Raw genomic sequence first — 21595 nt, 5'->3', positions numbered from 1 at the left:
AGGGAATCTCGTCGCCCTTGGCAAGGCCGGGCAACCAGCGGTCTTTCTGTTCCTGGGTGCCGTATTCCGCCAACAGTTCACCCGGGCCGAGAGAGTTGGGCACCATGGCGGTGACGGCGGCGGTGAGTGAGCGGGTGGCAATCTTGCTCATGATGCGGCTTTGCGCATAGGGCGAGAAGGCCTTGCCGCCGTATTCGGTGGGAATGATCAGGCTGAAAAAGCCCTTGTGCTTGAGGAAATCCCAGACCTCTTCGGGCAGGTCTCGCAGTTCGTGGAAGATCTGCCACTCATCAAGCATGTCGCACAATTGCACCACTTCGTTGTCGATGAAGGACTGCTCGTCATCGGTGAGCGTGGTGAACTGAATGTGAGCGAATTTCTCCCAATCCGGTCGACCGGAGAACAGGTCGGCTTCGAACCAGGTGGTGCCCGCCTCGATGGCTTCACGCTCGGTATCGCCTATGGCTGGCATGACCTTGCCCAGCGCGTTGTAGACCGGTTTGGTGATGAATTTCTGGCGCAGGTCCACGTGGTTGAGCACGGTAACGCCGGCGGCGAGCAGAATCAGGGAAATGGGATGGAACAGCCAGGAAGCGAGGAAGCCGCAGAGCAGCCACACAATAACGAAAACGGCACTGCCAATGCCTCGGCTGATTTGCTGATAGAAGAGGGTCATCAGCGTGGCAATTAACAACACAATAGCCAATAGGCTAAGCATGGTGATCTCCTTTGCCTGGGTGGAATACCTTCCAGCATACGGGCGTTACCATGGAGAGCGCGTGAAACTGCCGCCAGGAACTTCAAACCGTACACCGGACTTCAGTCTAACGCGCAGATGGCACAAGTTGCACAGGATTTAACCGGATTTAATCTGGATGATGCCTTACACTTGGCGCCACTTTTAATGCGTTTTCAGGAGCATAGCGTTGCAGCCGAACAGCCCTATCATTGAAGCCACAGAGCAGAATATTCAGCAAATCCTTGAACAATCCCAACAGATCCCGGTGATCGTGGATTTCTGGGCCAGCTGGTGCCAGCCCTGTCAGCAGATGGCGCCGATACTGGAGCGGCTGGTCAATGAATACCAGGGCAAGGTGCTGCTGGCGAAGGTGAATGCAGATGAACAGCAAATGCTGGCCAGCCAGTTTGGTGTGCGCAGTCTGCCCAGCCTGAAACTGGTGTATCAGGGGCAGCTGGTCAGCGAGCTGGATGGGGCACAGACCGAAGGCGCGTTGCGCCAGTGGTTGGCCCCGGTGGTTGATCCGGAAGCGGCACAGCAACAGCAGGAAGAAGGGTTCATCGAGCAGGTGCGCATGGCCATTGAGGCGGGCCACACGGAGCAGGCGGAAGGCGCGTTACGGCAGACTCTGGAACAGAGCCCGGACAAGCATGCCATTCGTGCCCTGCTGGTGGAATTGCTGCTGGGAGAAGGGCGCCTGGATGATGCCCAGTCGGTGCTGGCGCAAGTGACAGAAGATGCGGAACCGTTACGCCCGTTCCGGGCACGTTTCGCGTTGCTGGAGAAGCTGGAAGGGGCCGGGGAGAGTCTGACGGAGCTGTCTGCCCGTATTGCCGACAAGCCCACGCCGGAAGATCTATATGCCTACGGCTTGCAGGCCGCCGCAGCGGGGCAGTTTCAAGCGGGGCTTGAGGCGCTGTTGCAGCTGTTGCGTAACCACCGTGATTTTCGCGATGGCGTCGCCCGCAGTGCATTGCTGGAAGTGTTCGAATGCCTGCCCAAAGGCGATCCGCTGGCCAGTGAATACCGCCGCAAGATGTTCAATTACCTTTACTGAGCCTCCCGCCCAAGGGCAGCGGCCATCTCCGTTGCCCTTTCTGTTCTGCTTTCTTGCCTGTCTTCTCTCTGCTTGCTTTTCTCTCTGCTTGGCGCTGGTGTGTTTTGGTGCGTACCGGCACGTCTTGTGCTGTTTGATCCGGGGGCGTGCGCCAATTTAATGCCGTTGGCGCCCATCCATGGTGCATCTTTATGGTGCGACGTTCTTTTGTGGTGCGCAATGAATAATGTTCACCGCTAACCGATTGAAATCGCGTGCACTATTTTGTGGCCTGATTCTTGAATGCTCCTTGTCGGTGCAAGTTTCCGGCACGTTTTGTGTTGGTGCATGAGGACGAGGAGATACCGAATGAAAATGCTGACTGCGGTGGTCAAGCCGTTTAAGGCCGAAGAGGTGCGTGATGCGCTGGCCCAGATTGGGGTGCAGGGCATGACGATTACCGAGGTAAAGGGGTTTGGACGCCAGAAAGGGCACACCGAACTGTATCGGGGGGCAGAGTACGTGGTGGATTTTGTTCCCAAGGTGAAGCTGGAGCTGGCGGTCCGTGAAGAGCAGCTGGACCAGGCGATCGAGGCAATCATGAAAGCGGCCGGCACCGGCAAGATCGGCGATGGCAAGATTTTCGTGACGGACCTGGAGCAGGTGATCCGTATCCGTACCGGTGAAACTGGCAGCGAAGCCATTTAAGGGGCCCGGCGATGAAAAAATTGATAGCTGTATTGTTGATGTTGCCTTCGCTGGCGCTGGCCGATGGTCTGGATACCGGTGACAGTGCCTGGATTCTCACCGCCACCGCGCTGGTGCTGTTCATGACGCTGCCGGGCCTGAGCCTGTTCTACGGCGGCCTGGTGCGTGCCAAGAACATTCTGTCTGTTTTGATGCAATGTTTCGCCATCACCTGCGCGGTGTCGCTGGTGTGGTTGATCTGCGGTTATTCCCTGGCCTTTTCCGATGGTGGCAGCATGAATGCCTGGATCGGTGGCCTGGACCATGTGTTCTTTTCCGGGATTACCCGGGAGACGCTGGAAGGCACTTTGCCGAAAAGCCTGCACGGGCTGTTCCAGATGACGTTTGCCATCATTACTCCCGCCCTGATCGTCGGTGCCTTTGCCGAGCGCATGCGCTTCGGTCCGATGCTGGCGTTTTCCGTGCTTTGGCTGCTGGGGGTGTATATCCCGGTGTGTCACTGGGTCTGGGGTGGCGGCTGGCTGGCTGACCTGGGGCTGTACGACTTTGCCGGTGGCACCGTGGTGCATATCACTGCCGGTGTGGCCGCGCTGGTGGCCGCCGTGGTGCTGGGTAACCGAAAAGGGTTCCCGACCCAGGGCATGATGCCGCACAACATGACCATGACCGTGACTGGTGCCGGCATGCTGTGGGTGGGCTGGTTCGGTTTCAATGGTGGTTCGGCCCTGGCAGCCAATGGCGATGCGGCCATGGCCATGCTGGTGACGCACATTTCTGCCGCCGCCGGTTCGCTGGCGTGGATTACCATGGAGTGGAAAAAATTCGGCAAGCCATCCGCACTGGGCATTGCGACCGGTATGGTGGCCGGTCTTGGCACGATCACCCCGGCGTCAGGCTTCGTTGGGCCGGCCGCCGCGTTGGTGATTGGCCTGTCTGCGGGTGTGATCTGCTTCTACGCGGTGATCTTTATCAAGCACAAGCTGAAAATCGATGATTCCCTGGATGTCTTCCCGGTTCACGGGGTTGGCGGTATTCTCGGTACCCTGTTTGCCGGTATTTTTGCCTCCACTGAGCTGGGGCTGTTCTCCGGTTACGGCTTTGCCAGGCCCGAGTACACCATGCTGGACCAGCTGGGCGTCCAGGCGCTGGGTGTGGTGGCCACCTTTGTTTACACCGCGGTGGTGACCTGGGTGCTGCTTAAGCTGGTGGCCCTGTTTGCGCCGTTGCGTGTAGATGGCGACGAAGAGACACAGGGCCTGGATATTGCCCTGCATGAAGAGCGTGGCTACGACCTCTGATCGTTTGTTTGACGCTGATTTAAGGCGTTCGAAAAGCCCGGCATTTTGCCGGGCTTTTTTGTCCTATAAGGACGCATCTGCGGCTATTGCCACCCCCTGAGCCTTTCTATAAGGTACGGGTAAGTTTCGAACGCTCGTTTGAATTGGCTAGCAGCAATAAAGCCTGTGCCAGCCCTGTGAAAGGGGGCGTCGAAGTCATATTGATAGGTTTAAGGAGAAACAAGAATGAGCCTGGAATTTCTGTCTGACGAGTGGTTTGCAAAAGTAAAAGAAATCCGTGATGGCGCGGGTAATGTTGAAGCGCCGGCAGCTCTGGCTGACCTGGTAATCAATATCACTGTGAATGCTGACGGTGGCGACAAAGAGCTGGCTCTGGTGGGTGGCATGATCGAAGAAGGTCATCACGCTGACGCTCCGACGACCATGATCCTGCCGGCCGACCTGGCCAAGCGCATCTTCATCGAAGGTGACCAGTCTGCGGGCATGCAAGGCTTCATGAGCGGCCAGATCCGCATTGAAGGCGACATGAGCAAGCTGATGGCGCTGCAAACTGCACAGCCTTCTGCTGATCAGGTAGCCCTGATGAAGCAGATCCAGGACGTGACCGCGTAATACTGCGTTTTCGTTCCATAACAATGCCCGCCTTGTGCGGGCATTGTTGTTTTGAAAGACGCAAACATGCAGCAAGCAACACGCTGCACGCCGGTTGCGTGTTATGTGCCTCTTGCGAGACGTTCGCTGTGATTCAGATTCTGTAACGGCGTGGCCACTGTCACTGGCTGAACGCATAGCTGATCCAGCCAGCCGTGCGCACTGCGCTTGCCCGCATCCAGGTATTCGCTGAGCGAGTCTCGCCAAGGCTCGGCATACAGGGCCAGGCATAGCGGTTGCCGGCGTAGGGGATCGTGGGCAACGCAAATATGCTCCATCGACGCCGCCGCCAACAAATCCTGAACCATGGTTGTGGGCAGGGTCAGCAGGTCACAGGGCAGGCACAGGCACAGGCCGCGGATTTCCCCCAGCGCGGCTTCCAACCCGGCTAGCGGTCCAGGAAAACCGTCGCGCTGATCCGCGACCACCTGATCGGCCCAGGCTTGATAGCGGTCAGCATTGCGATTGGCACTGATCACAATGCGGGTGGGGCGGGGGAGTAGATTATCGAGCAGGTGAGTGACCAGCGGCTTGCAATCCACCTCCACCAGTCCCTTGTCGGCACCGCCCATGCGTTGGCCCTGCCCGCCGGCCAGAATGATTAAGGTATAGTCGACCATATTGCCTTCTCGTCTTGCTCTCGCGTTGGGTTCCGGGGGCGAATCGGCTATGCTCTGCGCGCGCGTTGGGCGATGCTGACAGCTTGTGTTTTGCCAGCCCCGAGTGCAGACACGTTTCAGGGACATTATGTGACTACCGCCCGTAATCATCTTACCGATTTAGCGCGCTTTGCGCCGCTTCTGCCTGGCTACCAGCCCCGTGAACCGCAGCTGGAAATGGCTGATGCGGTGGAAGACGTGATTGGCAGTGGTGCCACCCTGCTGGTCGAAGCGGAAACCGGCACCGGCAAGACGCTGGCTTACCTGGTGCCTGCACTGCTGTCTGAAGGCCCGACGTTGGTGTCCACCGGTACCAAGAGCTTGCAGGACCAGCTGTTCTTCAAAGACCTGCCCATGGTCAAGAAAGCCCTGAACCTGCCGAGAAAAGTGGCGCTGTTAAAAGGGCGTGCCAATTACCTATGCCCGTACCGGTTGGAGTTGCATCAGGAAGACGCCCGTTTTCTCACCCGTGAAACCGTAGGGCAGATGCAGATTGTGGCGCACTGGGCCGGGCGCACCCGTACCGGTGATATCGCCGAGCTGCAACAGATCCCGGAAGATGCGCCAGTATGGCCCTGGGTGACCAGTACCGCGGACAATTGCCTGGGAACGGAGTGCCCCCGCTATAACGAATGCCCCCTGATGAAGGCCCGCAAAGAAGCCCAGGAAGCTGACCTGGTGGTGGTGAATCATCATCTGTTCTTTGCGGATGCCGCATTGCGTGGCAATGGTGCGGCGTCTGAATTATTGCCCACCGCCAACACGGTGATTTTCGATGAGGCACATCAGCTGCCTGAAATTGCCGCGGCGTTTTTTGCGGACACCCTGAGCACACGGCAGATTCAGGAACTGGGCCGCGATAGCCTGTCGGAAGCCGGGCATACCGCAGCCGATCTGGCAGAGCTGAATCGCCTGGTTGCCGCCGTGGATAAAGGGGGCATGGACTTGCGTTTGAGCCTGGGTGACGGTGAGCGCCGTGAGCCCTGGACGGAAGTGGCCGAAAACAAGGCGGTGGTTGAAGCCGGGGAAGCTCTGCTGCAGGCCTTGCAGGAGCTGGACGCCTTCCTCGGACCGTTGGCCAAGGCGAGCAGAGGCATGGACGCCTGTTCCCGGCGGGCCAGTGAGCAGGTGGATTGCCTGGCGGCCTACCTGAAAGGCGGCCAGCCCAACCGGGTGTACTGGTTTGAGACGTTCAAACGTTCAGTGGTGCTGCACAGCACGCCGTTGTCTGTGGCCGCGCAGTTGCGGGCCCAGCGTGAACGTCACCCCTGCAGCTGGATTCTTACTTCAGCCACTTTGTCGGTGGGCGGGCGCTTCGAACATATTCAACATCGCCTGGGGCTGGACTCCGCCCGCACGCTGCGTCTGGAAAGTCCCTTCGATTTCAAACGCCAGGCGGTGTTTTATGCCCCGGAAGGCCTGCCGGCCCCGAACGACCGCGAGTACACCGCACAGCTTACCAATGCCATGGTGCCGGTGATTAATGCGGCGAAAGGGCGCACTTTTTTCCTGTTTACGAGTCACAGAGCGTTACGCGAAGCGGCCGTTATCCTTCGCCAGAAGCTGGATTACCCTTTGCTGGTGCAGGGCGAGTCTGGCCGGCGTGAATTGCTGGAAGCATTCCGGGAGAAGGGCAATGCCGTGTTGCTGGGTACCAGCAGCTTCTGGGAGGGCATTGATGTCCGCGGTGAAGCGCTCAGTTGTGTGATCATTGATAAATTGCCTTTTGGCTCTCCTGGTGACCCGGTGGCGGCAGCGCGTATCGAGCACATTAACCGCAACGGCGGTAATGCGTTCCGCGATTATCAACTTCCCCAGGCGGTGCTGGCCTTGCGCCAGGGGGCCGGGCGGCTGATTCGTGATCCGAAAGACACAGGTTTACTGGTGGTGGCGGACCCGCGGCTGTTAACGCGCAGTTATGGCAAGTTGTTCGTCAACAGCCTGCCCAACATGACCCGCACCCGTAAACTGGACGTGGTGCAACGGTTTTTTGATTATCTGGCCCGGCAGGGCCTGGAAGCGGAAAAGATGGAATCATGACGCGGATACTCGCACTGGAAACCGCAGGCGAAACCTGCTCGGTGGCGTTGCTGGACGATAGCAATGTGGTCGAATGTTTTGAACACGCGCCACGGCGACAGACCGAGCTGGTGCTGCCAATGGTTGAAGGGCTGCTGGCCGATGCCGGGGTCCGCTTGAAGGACCTTGATGGCATTGCCTTCGGCCATGGCCCGGGCGCGTTCACCGGCGTGCGTGTGGCTGCCGCGGTGACTCAGGGGCTGGCGTTTTCGGCGGACCTGCCCGTGGTGGGGATTTCCACCCTGGCGGCCTGCGCACTCAGTGCGCAGGCGATACAGGCGCACTCCCATGTGATTGCCTGTTTCGACGCACGTATGGGCGAGCTGTACCTGGGTGCCTATGAGTGTGAGGACGGCGCGGCCAATGCGGTTCTCAACGATGGCCTGTTTAACCCCGATGCCTTGCCGGATTTGCCGTCGGCGGACTGGATGATTGTCGGTTCCGGGCTGGTCTACCAGGACGCGCTGGTGGCGGCCTATGGCGCAAGCCACTGCGTTGTTGACGCCCATCCCCATGCGAAAGCGGTGGCGCAACTGGCATTATCAGCATTCGAACGCGGAGAGGGTGTCAGTGCGGAGCTGGCACAGCCAGTCTATTTGCGAGACCAAGTGATTCAGGGAGCTGTACGATGATCAACTGGGACCTTCCCAATGTGCATGAGCTGACGGTGACCGTACCAGCCGAAGCCATTGATGTGATGGGGCATGTGAACAACACCGAGTACCTGCGCTTTATGGAGCAGATCGCCTGGCATCACACCACCGAACTGGGATTGGGCTGGGACCTGTATCAGAAGCTCAACCGGGGCATGGTGGCGCGCCACACCGAAGTGGATTATCTGGCCCCGGCCTTTGAGGGTGAAAACCTGAAAATCGGCACCTGGATCGTTCACAATGATGAGCGCATCAGTATTACCCGCCGTTATCAGATTGTGCGTGAATCCGATGGCCTGACCCTGCTGCGCGGTCGTACCCGTTGGGTGTGTGTGGCACTGGATTCCGGCAAGCCGCGGCGTATGCCCCCGGAGTTCCTGAAGGGTTATCAGATTACCGCTGACGAATAGAAAACGTTACGAGTGACGAGGAGCGAGTTTCGAAAACCAAACCGGTTTTGATGTTCGCTCCTCGCAACTAGTGACTCGTCACTGACGTTTCATTTAATAAGGATATTCCATGGATTGGTTTCAGGCTCTGGTTTTGGCCCTGATACAGGGGCTCACCGAGTTCCTCCCTATCTCCAGTTCCGCCCACTTGATTCTTCCATCACAGATTTTGGGCTGGCCCGATCAGGGGCTGGCTTTTGATGTGGCGGTGCATTTGGGCACCTTGCTGGCGGTGATGGTGTATTACCGCCGTGATCTGGTGGCCATGGTAGGCGGCGCTGGCGTGGCGGTGCAGCAGCGGCAAATGAATGATGACCTGAAGCTGGGGTTACTGGTGGTGCTGGCCACCATTCCGGCTGTGGCGTTCGGTTTTCTTGGTGATGATTTTATTGAGCAGGAATTGCGCTCGGCGCTGGTGATTGCCATCACTACGTTGGTATTCGGGGCTCTGTTATGGGCATCTGATGCCTTCGGCAAGCGGGCGTTTTCGCTGGCCCGGTTGGGTATTGCCGGCGCCATTTTTATCGGCCTGGCCCAGGCGCTGGCGTTGATCCCAGGCACCTCGCGTAGCGGCATCACCATTACCGCGGCGCTGGCATTGGGGTATCGCCGTGAAGACGCGGCGCGTTTTTCCTTTTTGCTGTCCATACCGGTGATTCTGGGCGCGGGGCTGCTGAAAACCAAAGATCTGATCGAACAACAAATCGCGGTGGACTGGGCGATGATGGCCCTGGGTGTCGTGGTTAGCGCGGTGACGGCTTACCTGACGATTGTGTTCTTCATTCGCCTGCTGGAGCGCATCGGCATGCTGCCGTTTGTCATCTATCGGCTGATTCTGGGCGTGGCCCTGTTGTTCTGGCTGGCATGACCCTGAGTGGCTCTCTGGACACTGTGCTCGGTCTGTTACCCGGTTGCCCGTCAGGCTTGCCGGGTGCGCCGGTGGAAAACGAAGCGCAGGCCTGTGCTCGCTCGCTCGAACTGGTGCTGGGCTGGCATAATGCGTGCCTGAGCCTGTGGCGTCCGCAGGGTAAGGAAACGCCGCTGGCGGTTAGCTTCTGTGACGGAAAGCAGGGCTACCGGCTAACGACTGAGCGGGTGCGGCACGAGCGCCTGATCAAGGCGCTGGGCAAGCCCAAAGACGAGCGGATCCGGGTGCTCGATGCCACCGCTGGTCTCGGTCGTGATGCCGCGCTGATGGCGCAGGCAGGGTTTCAGGTGTTGCTGGCGGAACGTTCGCCGATTCTTCATGCCATGCTTGCGGATGGCCTGCAAAGAGCGCCAGCCGGCCTGGTTGCCAACATGCAGTTGCTGGCGTGCGAGGACAGCAGAACTACTGAGCCGCGGGCTCTCCACGCTGTGTATCTGGATCCCATGTTTCCAGCTCGGGAAAAAAGTGCTGCGGTAAAGAAAGACTTGCAGTGGTTGCAGCGGCTTTGTCCCTATCCGGACAAGGCTGAAGAGGAGCAGCTACTGGACTGGGCCCGCTCCCTTTCCCCCGCCCGTGTCGTCGTAAAACGCCCGGTAAAGGCGAGCTATCTGGCTGACATCGAGCCGTCGTTCAGCCAGAAAGGCAAGGCGGTGCGCTTCGATATCTATACGTGCACCTGAGCCAGCTCACTACTCCTCTCAGTAATCACGTCCCCACGACCGGTTCGCTAATACCCTGGCTTTATTCCCGGGTATCTTGATAAGAGAGGGGCGGCGGTGCCGGCGTTTATACTGGCCACCGTTGGCGGTGGCCGGCATGATCAGGAGCCGTCAGAAGAGGCGGTAAGCAGGTTGCCTAAATTGCTTACCCGGGTGACACGCCGAATGGCGTCACTGATATCGGGGCTGAGAATACGGTTAGCCTCGTCATCCAGTGCTTCCAGTTTCTCACTGAATTCCAGTGCGCCGCTGCCGCCGGGGGTGACCAGGCCGGTGGTGTAGAGCTGGGCGATAAAGTTCTTCAGCACTACCTTGTCGAAGAATTCCGGAGAGTTGAATTCGTACAGCAAAGAAAGGCGCTGGGCTGTCTGGTGGGCCAGTTCCCCTAGCTGTTCGGCGGTAAGCATGCCGGACCCATATTGCACCAGCAGCCGGATGGTCAGGTAGTAACGCTCCAAAGAGGGCATTACGGTCTGGCCAAGATGGTCCAGCATGTCGGATTCGTGGGTATGAATCGCGGCACCGTGCAGGCAGTCATTTTCACGGCCGATCAGTTGTTCCTGCTGCAGGACGGTGACGATATTATTGACGGCAGCTGCCAGTTCCTCGTCATCCTGCCAGTGCAGGAAGTACTCGTTACGCAGGAAAGGATAGAGCAGACGCACCATGCTTTGCAGTACATCCATGCTGATGGATCGTGCATTCATTACCAGCGAGCAGATCAGGCCCGGCAGAATGAACAGGTGCAGACTGTTGTTGCGCACGTACGCCATTTGCAGGGCGGTTTTTTCATCGGTGGTAACCACGTCGCCCAGCTTGTGTTCAATACGTTCCAGGAAGTCGTGCTCCAGGCCGTACTCAATAATGGCACTGGCGTCATCGTTGGCTAGTGCCGCGTTGTCACTGTAAGGCGCTTGTTTGAGCAGGGAAATATACAGGTCCAGTTGCTGACGAAGCTGGGCAATATCCATGGTGTGCTTGGGAGAGGCCAGCAACGCCAGGCTGAGCAGATTGACCGGGTTCGCCACAGCGGCAGCATTGATGGATTCGACCACCTCTTGTCCCAGTTCTTCCACCGCATGTTTGAACCAGGGTGGATTGTCACCGGGGGCCACGGTTTCATTGCGCCATTTCGGGTTATGGCCGTCCAGATAGTCCACCAGCTTGATCGGTTCACCGAAGTTCAGGTGCACCTGGCCAAAGTGGCTACGTAGCACGGAGAGTGATTTCATCAATCCGCCCACGGATTCCTTCTGCTTTTTCTTGCCGTGCAATTCACCGATGTATGAGCCGGCCTCAATCACTTTTTCGTAGCCCACATAGACGGGCACAAACGCGATTGGCTTGCGTGAATCACGCAGGAAGCTGCGTACGGTCATGGCGAGCATGCCGGTACGGGGTTTGAGCATACGGCCGCTGCGGCTACGCCCGCCTTCCACAAAATATTCGATGGAAAAGCCACGTGCTGTAATGGTGTGCAGGTATTCGCTGAATACGGCGGCGTACAGGGGGTTGTCACGGAAGCTGCGGCGCATGAAGAAGGCGCCGCCGCGACGCAGAATAGTGCCCACAATGGGCAGGTTCAGGTTGATGCCGGCGGCAATATGCGGTGGTACCAGGCCGTTGCGAAACATCACGAAGGACAGCAGCAGGTAGTCAATGTGGCTGCGATGGCAGGGCACGTAGATAATTTCGTGATCGCCGGCCACCTTGGTCAGGTTGTCCATGTTGTAGAGGCGAATGCCGCCATACAGCCGGTTCCACACCCAGTTCAGAAACAGCTCCAGGGTTCGGATTACGGTGTGGGAGTAGTCGGCCGCAATTTCCATGGCGTAACCGCGAGCCTTGGCTTCCAGCTTTTCTTCACTGACGTCCTGACGCTTCGCTTCAGCGCGAATCACTTCTCGCACCGGTATGGAATCGACCACGGTATTGGTCAGGGTGCGCCGGTGTGACAGGTCGGGGCCGATGGCCGCTTCCTGCTGACGGCGAAAGTGCACCCGCAGGATGCGCGATGCCTTGCGCACGGCCTGGTCGTCTTTCTGGCACTGGTCAACCAGGGTGCGCAGGGACATGGGGCGGCTGAACTGCACGTATAGTTGGCGGCCCTGGGTGATGATGATGAAGAATTTCTTGATAAACCCGGCCGGAGACCAGTTATCCGAAAACAGGATGCGCCACATGGAGTTTTCTTTTTCCGGGCGGCGCCCCCAGAACACGGAGACGGGCACAAGCTGTACATCGGCTTCCGGGTTGGCACGCAGGGCTGCAACCAGTTTTTCCAGCCGGGGAGGGGACACCGCCCGGCGCTGACGGCGGTTACCCAGTTGGCGGCGGTAAAGCTGAAAATAACTGTGGTTGAGGTGGGTTTTTCCCAGTGTCAGGCCGCGCAGGGCAGAAGAGAGCCCCAGCTGCCGGGCGGTCTGGTCCGCCACGGCTGCGTCGGCAGCAGAGCGGTCGCTGAGTACATAGACCACCGGAGTATTGGCAGCAAGCTGCAGTTCCTTGGGATCCGAAGGGAGCGCATTGGCGCGGGTGCACAGGCGTAAAAATACGCGTATGAGGAAGAAGCCTAGTCGATCCAGGCCAAGCCAAGGTGTCATAGTCGGATACAGTTAACGAATGTGAGCCAAGTGTATCGAAAGCCCTGAGCCTGGAACACCAGCGGATATTTCAATTTGTTTCAAAATTGCTGCGACTGGACGACAACGAGCGTATGGCAGGGGCCGGCGCTGATTCGACCTGCTATAATTGTGGGAATTATTCCCCGCCATGGACAGAGTGAAGGAGCCTCCGGTGTCGACACCGCAATCCGGTATTTTTGACCGCAGTTATGCCCATCATGGGTTTTTCGAGTTCAGTCTTGGCAGTGGCCACAAGACCGAGTCATTGCGCCAGGCCCTGCGTGATCTGGTTGCGCTGAAGAGTGAAAAGACGCCGGTTTTACTGGGTTTCGGGCCAGATCTCTGGGCCTGCTTTGATTCGCGCTTCAGTTTTCCGCCTTTTTCTTTGGAGGGGCACATTCCGGCCACCCAGGGGGATTTGTGGGTGTGGGTGCAGGCCCGGGAGGCGGGAGACCTGTTCGATACCAGCATGCTGGTACGCCAGGCGGTGGGTGACCTGCTCGCGACCCAGCTTGAGCTAACCGCCTTTGTGTACCACGACATGCGCGATTTGACCGGTTTTGTGGATGGCATCGGCAACCCCACCGGGGAAAAGGCGGAACAGGCGACTTTTATCGCTGAGCCGCACCCCGGCGCGGGCGGTAGTTGGGTGCTGACCCAGAAATGGATTCATGACCTGGGCAAGTTCAACCGGTTACCGGTCAGTGAGCAGGAAAATGTGTTTGGCCGGACCAAGGAAGACGCCGTGGAGTTCGATGATGAGCGCATGCCCGCAGATGCCCACGTAGGACGCGTCGATGTCGACCGGGATGGTGTAGCGCAGAAAATGTGGCGGCGGTCGGTCCCTTACGGTGACAGCGGCCAGCATGGCCTGTATTTCCTGGCGTTTTGTTGCGAGCTGGACCGTTATGATTTTCTGCTGCGACGCATGTATGGCATTGCGGATGACTCAGTGAAAGATCGGTTGCTGGAATTTACCCGGCCGGTGATGGGCTCCTGGTGGTATGCCCCGTCCCAGGATTGGCTGGATGCGCTCTGATTCAGCGTATATTGGGGGCGTACCATGAAGAGCTGTGTTTCTGGTCCTTCGCTGGCCTGTTTGTTGGCGCTGCTGGCAGGGTGTGAAACCGGTGGCACCCAGGTGGTGCAGTCCTATCCGGGGCAGTTTGGTGTGTTTTGCCCGCAGTGGAGCGAATGCCTTAATGCGGCGCAGCGGGCCTGTGGTGGGGTGGGGTATACCATCGAGCGGGCGGCCCCGGAAAAAGGGGAGCTGGAAGTCATCTGCCAGGGTGGCAATCGTCGACAGGAACCCTCGGCAAGTACACCGGAGCAGTTGCGCGAGCGCTGCCTGCAATCGCCAGACTATCCCTGCTGAGTCCCTGCCGAGCGCTACAAAGCGAAAGCGTATGACGAGCAGGGTGCCTGGCGTCAGTCTTTCCCGTTCTGTGTGTCGTCGTCGCCGGAATCCAGCCAGATAAACAGGGCAAAACTGCCCGCAAAGACCAGAATGCCGGCAATCACGGCGATTCCTGCCAGAACCACGCTGTCCATATACATAAAAAATCCTCCCGGAGCCTGTCTCGGTAGCATGACAGGTTCCGGGAGGATAGTGATGATGCAGGTCAACATTTGCCACCGGAAGCCGGTAGCGACACAGACCTAGTCGCCGGTTTTCCAGCCGGTGAACATTTTCTTCACCAGGAAGGGCGTGAGCTTCAATGAGGCGCCGAGCCACTGGCCAACGCTGGACGGGAAAACGAACAGCAGGGCGTTCTTGATGCCGTTGTAGGTGGCTTGATCAAACGGGTACCAGAAAATATTGCGTTTGGACGGCAGAATATCCCAGTTCACCACTTTCGCCTGCGTCATTTCTTCCAGCCCTTCCGGGCCATGGGTGCGGCCAATGCCGGATTCCTTCCCGCCACCCCAGGGGGTTTCGGACAGGCCGTGGCTGTAAAGATGATCGTTTACGGTGGTAACCCCGGATTGCAACCGGGCGGCAATGGCTCGGCCGCGTTTGTTGTCTTTGGTCCACACCGAGGAGGTCAGCGCCAGATGCGAATCGTTGGCTTTGCGAATGGCCTCTTCTTCATTGGCCACACGTTGTACTGCGATCAACGGGCCAAAGGTTTCATCGCACATGGTAAGCATGTCGTCGGTGACCTGGGTGAGCAGGGTGGCGGGGAAGAAGAAGCCGTTTTCCACATTGCCCACCGGGCGTGACTGGGCTTCGATGCGGGCGCCTTTGGCCAACGCATCTTCCACGTGTTGCTGCACGGTGCGCAGCTGACCGGCCGTGGTCAGGCTGCCGATATCCACATCAAAACTGTTGCAGCCGATGCCGTGGCGCAGTTGGCGAGTCTTCTTGGCCAGCAAGTCCACGAATTGGTCGTACACCGCATCCACCACATAGACGCGTTCCACGCCGCCACAGCTTTGCCCAGCATTCTGGTAGCCGGCCCAGGCGGCGCCGTTGGTGGCACGCTCCAGATCCGCGTCTTCCAGCACCAGCATGGGGTCATTGCCGCCCAGCTCCAGGGAAACCGGTGTCAGCGTTTGCGCGGCCTGGGCCATCAACGTTTTGCCCGCAGGTACCGAGCCGGTGAAGAACAGCTTGTCGATGCCGTTATCGAAAAAACCGGTGGCCACTTTGGAACCAGAGCCGACGATGTGTTGGAACAGGCCTTGGGGAAGTTCGCCGGCCGCGACGATTTGTTCGATGGCGCGGCCTACCGCCGGAGTGGCGGCGGCCACTTTCAGCATCACGCCATTGCCGGCCATCAGGGCCATGACGATTTCGCCGAAGGGAATCGACAAGGGGTAGTTCCAGGGGCTGATGATGCCCACCACGCCCAGTGGCACGCGCAGCATGTGGGTGCGCTTGTTGAAGAACAGGATGCTGCCAGCAGGGCGGTTACGCTCTTTCAGGTAATGCTCGGCGTTTTTTGCATACCACTTGCAGGCCAGGGCACAGGGCAACACTTCGGTGGCCAGGGCATCGGTGAGGGTTTTGCCGTTGCTTTCGCTGACGGTGCGCGCCAGATCATCCGCACGATCGACGATGTAGCTGCGCATCATCTGAATATGGCGAGCCCGTTCCTTGAAGGATTTGGCCGCCCAGATGGCTTGTGCCTCGCGGGCCTTGGCCAGCATTTGAGGCAAGGCGTCCAGGTTGGTTTCGCTCAGTTCGGCGACGGCGGTGCCAGTGGCGGGGTTGGTATCGACCACCACCTTGGCGGTCAGCTTTTCTTGTGCAGTCATGTGAAGGGGACTCCATCACGGCAGGCCGCAGTGGGCGGCCCGCAGGCTATTCGGGGCGTTAGGGAAACATAGAGTAAACACGCTGGCTAGGGCCTGTCGACAGGAATTTAGGGCGCTCCGGCTAGCGGCTACCTGACGTGTTCGCAGCTGGGGCATCCAGCTCTGCGGTCCCGGCGAGGCGCGCGGCCATCCGCTCGAAGGTCAGGGCGATGCGTTCCACGGCCCCGGCAATCAGTTCCTGGTTCCGCTGCTCCATGTTGCCGGCCTCGGCCATGGCGGTTTTCAGGCGTTCGGAGTCGGCGCGAAAACGGTCATCGCAATGCCCTCGGGCGCAGGCCTGGTAGGCATCCGCCAGGGACTGCTGCCACCGTGCTGCGCTGTCTTGCAGTGCGGGGGACGACTGGGTATTGATACGTCCTTGTACCCATAGGGAAACCTGGCCCAGGTTGAGGCCGGTCAGCCCCAGATCGGTAAAGTGACGGCGTTCTTCGGGCAGGGCCTTGTCACAGATAGTGAGCCAGCGAAGACGATCTGCCATGCGGGCGTTGAAGCCTTCTTCGTTAATACGGTGGCGATGATGGCCAATCATCGCCAGGTCCTGGGCGGTACCGCGAATCAGCCGCCGGCGCAGGCCCGGGCCATTGGGGGGCGTAATCAGCCTGAACATCATGTAGGCGATAAAGATACCACCGGTAATGGCCAGGCCGTTGCTGGCTACGCGGGCCACATCAAAATCCATGGCGTTACCGGGCTGCACCAGGATGATGTACGGAGTGCAGAACCCCAGGCCGTAGGCCAGGGTGGTCGGATTGCTGATGGCCAGTAGCGCCACGAACAGCGGTGCGCCAAGAATCAGGATCAGTAACGGAAAGTCACCGTTGCTCAGGGCCAGCAGGGGCAGGGTGAAAAACAGGGCAACGGGTGCCGCGAGCACTGAGGTGATGGTGGCCCGGCGCAGCACCACATCCGGTTCGGGCAGGCGGGCAAACAGGATGGTGAAGATCACCGGCATGATCATCAACATGATGGCCATGGGGCTGGCTGTGCCGATCCACAGTCCGGCAGCAATCATGAATACCAGGGCGCTGCGAATCCCCACGGCGGCGGCGATCTGCAGGTCACGGTAGGGTTTGAGACCCTGCGGGCGCAGTTGCATGTCCTTGCTGAAATGCAGGGCGCGGTTGGCTTCCAGAGCGAGAATAATGTCGGCGGTCAGGTTCAGGGCGACCTGGAAAAAGCGTCGTTGCAGCGGGGAGGCGTCGTCGTCCTGTTCGCCGCTGGCGGTTCGTAATTGCTGGCGCAGACGCTGTACTTCTTCCATGGCGTCTTCGGCGGACTGGGTTTCGCGCATGCGTTTGAAGGATTGGCGCAGCGATTCGAGCATGTCCTGCAGGGCGGGTGTCAGCAAGTCACTGTGGTTGCGCATCAGGCGGCCGATGACCCGGATGCGGGCGATCAACGACAGGGTCTTGTGGCAGATAACGGTGGCAGCGCGGGCCCTTCCCGGGCCCTGGGCGCCTTCGTAGAGGACGGCGCTGCTGTCATCACTCAGCGGGAAAATGCTTTGCAGCAGGGTGTCTACCTGAATGTGGCGCTGGGAGTGGGTGCCTGCCGGATTGAGTTCCAGTTCCAGGTAGGCAAGGGTTTGGTTGAGGGCGCCACGGGCGTGCTTCTGCAGCAGGTGGCTGACGCGGGCAGGCCACAGCAGGTTGCTGACCAGGGTTGCGCAAACCGCGCCGACAATAATTTCGCTAACACGGGCATTGGCCACATGAAAAATGCCAACGCTGGAGGTCGTGGTGGGGTTGGCGATGGAGATCACCACAATCAGCGTTGCAGTGATGCCGGCCATGGCAAAGCCATAAATGAAATTGGCTTGCCGTACCCAGGCAGAAGCCGCCGCATTGAGGCCGATCCACAGGGTCAGGGCCAACAGTGCCATGAACGGGTAGGGCAGCAAGGTGGCCAGGATCAACAGACCCATGGCGCCGCCCACCAGTGTGCCGCCGATCTGGCACAGGCCCTTTTCAATCACCAGGCCGGTTTCCGGCCGGACCTGCAGAAACACCGCAGAAATAAGCGCCCAGTAGGGCCGCTCAAGCTGCATGAGCATTGCCAGGTAAAGCGCCAGGCTCATGGCAATAATGCCCTTGAGCGCAAAGAGCACGGAATGGCGCTCCGGTGTGAGAATGACAGCCAGGCGGGGCGGCAAAGTCATGGCAGGTCAATCATTGCGTGGTGGGTGCGTCGTGCAGGCGCACGGTGGCGGTCATGCCGGCGGCCAGCAGGATGTCATCAGGGATTGACTCCAGTTCGATGTGCACCGGAATGCGCTGGGCCAGCCGCACCCAGTTGAAGGTCTGCTGTACCTGCGGGAGCAGCTGCCGGTCGGTCTGGGTGTTGGCATTGGCGATGGCCTGACCCACGCTGGTGACTTTTCCCTGCAGGGTGCGCGAGCCATTCATGAGGATCACGGAGGCGTCCTGACCCACGTGCACCAGTGGCAATTTGGTTTCCTCGAAATAACCGGTGACATAGAAACTGTCGGCTTTGACCATGGAAACCACCGGGCTGCCCTGATTGACAAAATTGCCTTGCTGCAGGGTCAGGTTGACGATGGTGCCGTCCGCCGGGGCATGAATGCGAGTGCGCTCAAGATTGATGTTGGCGCTGTCTCGTTCGGCCTTGGCCAGGGCTACATTGGCTTTGGCCAGTTGAGCCTGAATGCTGGCGCTCTCCAGGGCTTCCTTGCTGATGCTGTTATTGCTGCTGCGGTGCAGCTCCTGGCGGCGCTGATACTGGTGCTGGGCAAGGCGCAGGGCTTCCTGCTGGTAGAGCAGCTGGGCGTCGGCCTTGGCCAACGCGGCCTGGTAGCGGGTGTCATCGATGCGGAACAGCGGGTCGCCCTGGCTGACGCTCTGATTGTCTTCAATGTTGAGTTCACGGACCCAGCCGGAGACATCTGGCGACAGGGTGATGATTTCTGCCCGCACTTTGCCGTCCCGGGTCCAGGGCGCGTAAAGGTAGTAGTTCCATACCCAGTTGCCGGCGATCAGGGCCAGGATGACCAGAACGACGGTGACCAGAATTCGAAGCGATTGTTGCATGGCGCGTCCTTGTGTCAGTCAGCTCAATAGCCGCAGTGAAAGAGCAACAAAACAGACGAACAGGGAAAGGTAGAACCAGGCACCTTTCCAGACTTGGCGATGCCAGCCCAGCTGTCTCAGCAGCAGGTAAGTCATCAGGGTAAGCGCCAGTGCCAGCAGCACCAGTAATACCATGGGGCTGAACAGCATGCCGCCCACGGGGATTTCATGCAGCCACATGGTGCCTTCCGATCCGTGATGGAGCTTTTATAGTAGGGGCAGTTTGCCTGAATTTGTAGCAGGCTGCTGCGCCTGCCTGATACGTCCACGTTTTGGGTCAGGGCATTCAGGCAGAAGCGCCGGGGATATTTATACTGAGGTCATCAGGTGCTGGAGCAGCCGCTGATAGATCTGCGTCAGGGTGTCCAGTTCGCTGATGCTGGTGTGCTCGTCCACCTTGTGGATGGTGGCGTTGGTGGGGCCCAGCTCCACCACTTGCGTGCCGGTGGGGGCGATAAAGCGGCCATCGCTGGTGCCGCCGGCGGTGGACAGTTCGGTGTCCAGCTCGGTGACATCGCGGATGGCATTGACGGCCGCGTCCACCAGAGCGCCGCGGTCGGTGAGAAACGGCTGGCCGGACAGGGTCCATTGCAGATCATAGTCCAGGCCATGTTTGTCAAAGATGGCTCCGGTGCGCTCGCGCAGAATGGCGTCGGTGAGCTCAGTGGAGAAACGGAAATTGAAAATGATTTCGCAGGTGCCGGGAATCACGTTGGTGGCACCGGTGCCGCCGTTGATGTTGGAAATCTGGAAACTGGTGGCAGGAAAAAAATCGTTACCCTGATCCCACTCGGTGGTTGCCAGTTCCGCCAGTGCCGGGGCCACATCATGTACCGGGTTGCGGGCCAGATGCGGGTAGGCCACATGGCCCTGGATGCCTTTTACGGTGAGCCTGGCGCCCAGCGAGCCCCGGCGACCGTTCTTGATCACGTCACCGACAATGTTGGTGGATGACGGCTCCCCAACCAGACAGTAATCCATGTGTTCCTGGCGAGCCTGCAGGTGTTCCACCACCTTGACGGTGCCGTTAACCGATGGCCCTTCTTCGTCGGCGGTGATCAGAAAAGCCAGGCTGCCGTTATGGTCCGGGTGGGCGGCGATAAAGTCTTCCATGGCCACCATCATGGCGGCGATGGAGCCTTTCATGTCGGCGGTCCCGCGCCCGTACAGCAGGTCGCCTTCCTCGGTGGGGGTGAACGGATCGTATTTCCAGGTGGCGACGTCGCCGGTGGGCACCACATCGGTATGGCCGGCGAAAGCGAATACCGGCCCCTGCTTGCCGCGACGGGCCCACAGGTTGCGCACTTCCCCGAACCACAGGGTTTCACATTCGAATCCCAGCGCTTCGAGCTTTTCGATCATCCAGTCCTGACAGCCTTCGTCTTCAGGCGTGACGGACGCGCGGCGGATGAGTTCCTTGGTGTAGTCGAGGGTGCGGGACATGGGTATTCCAGTATCGGTGATTCGAAGCCGCTGTAGGAGCACCTCTCGAGGTGCGAACCGGTTTGGGAGAACCCCGGTGGCTGGTTCGCACCTCGAGAGGTGCTCCTACAGAGATTATGCGGACACGCCGGCGTGTTGCGTGAAGCGTACCGCGTGTTGCGTTAGTTATGCTTATGCAGCTCTTCGTTCAGGGCAATGGCGCTCTTGTTGGTGAGGCACTGCACGGCACCGCTGAGGGTGTCACGACGGAACAGCAGGTCGGATTGGCCAGCCAGGTCGCGGGCTTTCACTGTGTTGGCAATTTCGCCCTTGTCGTCCAGCAGTTGCACCTTGGAGCCGGAGGTGATGTACAGGCCGGCTTCGATGGTGCAGCGATCGCCCAGCGGAATGCCGGTGCCGGCATTGGCGCCCAGCAGGCAGCCTTCGCCCAGGGAAATGATGATGTTGCCGCCGCCGGACAGGGTGCCCATGGTGGACGCGCCACCGCCGATGTCGGAGCCTTTGCCCACAAACACGCCAGCGGAGATGCGGCCTTCGATCATGCCCGGGCCTTCAGTGCCGGCGTTAAAGTTGATGAAGCCTTCGTGCATGATGGTGGTGCCTTCGCCCACATAAGCGCCCAGGCGAACCCGTGAGGTATCGGCGATACGCACGCCGGCGGGCACCACGTAGTCGGTCATCTTGGGGAACTTGTCCACGCTGTTCACTTCCAGCACCTTGCCGTTCAGGCGGGCCAGCAGTTGACGCTCGGGCAGCTCTTCCAGGTCCACGGCACCTTCATTGGTCCAGGCCACGTTGGGCAGCAGCGGGAACATGCCGGACAGGTTAACGCCGTGGGGTTTCACCAGGCGGTGCGAGATCAAGTGCAGCTTGAGATAGGCTTCCGGGGTGGTGGCAGGCTCGGCGTCTGTTTCCAGCACAGTCAGCACCACCGGGCGATCGGATTCCTGAAACGCAACGGCATAGCTGGCTTCGTGCTCAAAACCGGCGTCACGCCATTCGCGGGCAATATGCTGAACCTGGCGGTGGGTCAGCTCCATGGCTGCGTTGCCGCCCTGGTAATCCAGCTCGTCGCGAATCACGTCGATCAGCTTGGCGTCCGGGTTAAGAGCCGGATCCGGGTAAAAGACTTCGAGCCAGTTGTCGTTACGGTTCTTGGTGCCGCAACCCAGTGCGATGGCGAAAAAATTACTCATGATGTC

The 21595-nt window shown here is 59.3% G+C and carries 21 protein-coding genes; 11 read left to right on the top strand and 10 right to left on the bottom strand.

The window, feature by feature from the left end; genetic code table 11:
• Positions 1–718 (bottom strand): acyl-CoA dehydrogenase family protein (locus A3730_RS02940; RefSeq protein WP_197477242.1); only part of this gene is annotated, 718 nt, incomplete at its 3' end.
• Positions 719–926: 208 nt separating this feature from the next.
• Here A3730_RS02940 and A3730_RS02935 point away from each other — a divergent pair.
• The 4 genes from A3730_RS02935 (at position 927) to A3730_RS02920 (ending at position 4393) form a co-directional block, all read left to right on the top strand.
• A complete protein-coding gene (locus A3730_RS02935) occupies positions 927–1796 on the top strand; it encodes a tetratricopeptide repeat protein (protein ID WP_063537441.1) in 870 nt (289 codons plus the stop codon).
• Positions 1797–2144: 348 nt separating this feature from the next.
• Positions 2145–2483 carry a P-II family nitrogen regulator gene (locus A3730_RS02930; protein WP_063518540.1) on the top strand — a complete coding sequence of 113 codons (339 nt, stop codon included), beginning with the start codon at positions 2145–2147 and terminating at the stop codon, positions 2481–2483.
• 11 nt (positions 2484–2494) lie between these two features.
• A complete protein-coding gene (locus A3730_RS02925) occupies positions 2495–3781 on the top strand; it encodes an ammonium transporter (protein WP_063518539.1) in 1287 nt (428 codons plus the stop codon).
• Positions 3782–4006: 225 nt separating this feature from the next.
• Entirely contained in the window at positions 4007–4393 is a 387-nt protein-coding gene (locus tag A3730_RS02920; protein WP_007150082.1) for an SCP2 sterol-binding domain-containing protein, read from the top strand.
• A 101-nt stretch (positions 4394–4494) separates the two neighbouring features.
• Here the strand turns inward: A3730_RS02920 and mobA are convergent, their stop codons facing one another.
• Positions 4495–5052, bottom strand: a complete 558-nt coding sequence (gene mobA / locus A3730_RS02915) for a molybdenum cofactor guanylyltransferase MobA (protein ID WP_063518538.1) — start codon at positions 5050–5052, stop codon at positions 4495–4497.
• A 129-nt stretch (positions 5053–5181) separates the two neighbouring features.
• Here mobA and A3730_RS02910 point away from each other — a divergent pair, with 129 nt between their 5' ends.
• The 5 genes from A3730_RS02910 (at position 5182) to A3730_RS02890 (ending at position 9880) form a co-directional block, all read left to right on the top strand.
• Entirely contained in the window at positions 5182–7131 is a 1950-nt protein-coding gene (locus A3730_RS02910) for an ATP-dependent DNA helicase (protein ID WP_063518537.1), read from the top strand.
• Positions 7128–7802: a tRNA (adenosine(37)-N6)-threonylcarbamoyltransferase complex dimerization subunit type 1 TsaB gene (gene tsaB, locus A3730_RS02905; protein ID WP_063518536.1), complete on the top strand. Its 675-nt coding sequence runs from the start codon at positions 7128–7130 to the stop codon at positions 7800–7802. The genes A3730_RS02910 and tsaB overlap by 4 nt, the downstream gene beginning before the upstream one ends.
• On the top strand, positions 7799–8233 hold the full coding sequence (locus tag A3730_RS02900) for a thioesterase family protein (protein WP_082872234.1): 435 nt from the start codon (positions 7799–7801) through the stop codon (positions 8231–8233). The genes tsaB and A3730_RS02900 overlap by 4 nt, the downstream gene beginning before the upstream one ends.
• Positions 8234–8342: 109 nt before the next feature.
• Positions 8343–9140 carry an undecaprenyl-diphosphate phosphatase gene (locus tag A3730_RS02895; RefSeq protein ID WP_063537439.1) on the top strand — a complete coding sequence of 266 codons (798 nt, stop codon included), beginning with the start codon at positions 8343–8345 and terminating at the stop codon, positions 9138–9140.
• Complete coding sequence (locus A3730_RS02890) at positions 9137–9880, top strand: class I SAM-dependent methyltransferase (RefSeq protein WP_082872233.1); 744 nt, start codon at positions 9137–9139, stop codon at positions 9878–9880. Before A3730_RS02895 ends, A3730_RS02890 begins: the two co-directional genes overlap by 4 nt.
• 140 nt (positions 9881–10020) lie before the next feature.
• On the opposite strand, the gene plsB is transcribed toward A3730_RS02890, so the two are convergent.
• Entirely contained in the window at positions 10021–12522 is a 2502-nt protein-coding gene (gene plsB / locus A3730_RS02885; protein ID WP_063520668.1) for a glycerol-3-phosphate 1-O-acyltransferase PlsB, read from the bottom strand.
• 193 nt (positions 12523–12715) lie between these two features.
• Between plsB and A3730_RS02880 the strand changes: the two genes are divergently transcribed.
• Positions 12716–13582 (top strand): Dyp-type peroxidase, encoded by an 867-nt coding sequence (locus A3730_RS02880; RefSeq protein WP_231883822.1) that lies wholly within the window; start codon positions 12716–12718, stop codon positions 13580–13582.
• 24 nt (positions 13583–13606) lie between these two features.
• A complete protein-coding gene (locus tag A3730_RS02875) occupies positions 13607–13918 on the top strand; it encodes a hypothetical protein (RefSeq protein ID WP_063520666.1) in 312 nt (103 codons plus the stop codon).
• Positions 13919–13971: 53 nt separating this feature from the next.
• Here A3730_RS02875 and ccoM read toward each other — a convergent pair whose 3' ends face one another.
• The 7 genes from ccoM to dapD all read right to left on the bottom strand — a co-directional run bounded on the left by ccoM (position 13972) and on the right by dapD (position 21589).
• A complete protein-coding gene (ccoM, locus tag A3730_RS32895; protein ID WP_255363141.1) occupies positions 13972–14100 on the bottom strand; it encodes a cytochrome c oxidase subunit CcoM in 129 nt (42 codons plus the stop codon).
• 102 nt (positions 14101–14202) lie between these two features.
• Positions 14203–15804 (bottom strand): aldehyde dehydrogenase family protein, encoded by a 1602-nt coding sequence (locus A3730_RS02870; RefSeq protein ID WP_063520665.1) that lies wholly within the window; start codon positions 15802–15804, stop codon positions 14203–14205.
• 121 nt (positions 15805–15925) lie between these two features.
• Positions 15926–18022, bottom strand: a complete 2097-nt coding sequence (locus tag A3730_RS02865) for an FUSC family protein (protein ID WP_063520664.1) — start codon at positions 18020–18022, stop codon at positions 15926–15928.
• A gap of 10 nt (positions 18023–18032) precedes the next feature.
• On the bottom strand, positions 18033–18911 hold the full coding sequence (locus A3730_RS02860; protein WP_063520663.1) for an HlyD family secretion protein: 879 nt from the start codon (positions 18909–18911) through the stop codon (positions 18033–18035).
• 18 nt (positions 18912–18929) lie between these two features.
• On the bottom strand, positions 18930–19130 hold the full coding sequence (locus A3730_RS02855; RefSeq protein WP_063520662.1) for a DUF1656 domain-containing protein: 201 nt from the start codon (positions 19128–19130) through the stop codon (positions 18930–18932).
• Positions 19131–19259: 129 nt separating this feature from the next.
• Positions 19260–20393 (bottom strand): succinyl-diaminopimelate desuccinylase, encoded by a 1134-nt coding sequence (gene dapE / locus A3730_RS02850; RefSeq protein ID WP_063520661.1) that lies wholly within the window; start codon positions 20391–20393, stop codon positions 19260–19262.
• Between the two features lie 161 nt (positions 20394–20554).
• Positions 20555–21589 (bottom strand): 2,3,4,5-tetrahydropyridine-2,6-dicarboxylate N-succinyltransferase, encoded by a 1035-nt coding sequence (dapD, locus tag A3730_RS02845; protein ID WP_063520660.1) that lies wholly within the window; start codon positions 21587–21589, stop codon positions 20555–20557.
• Positions 21590–21595: the final 6 nt, after the last annotated feature.

It is taken from the genome of Alcanivorax sp. HI0044 (assembly GCF_001634945.1).
The sequence above is the reverse complement of the archived record's forward strand: the minus strand, read 5'-3'. Positions and strand labels throughout refer to the sequence as shown.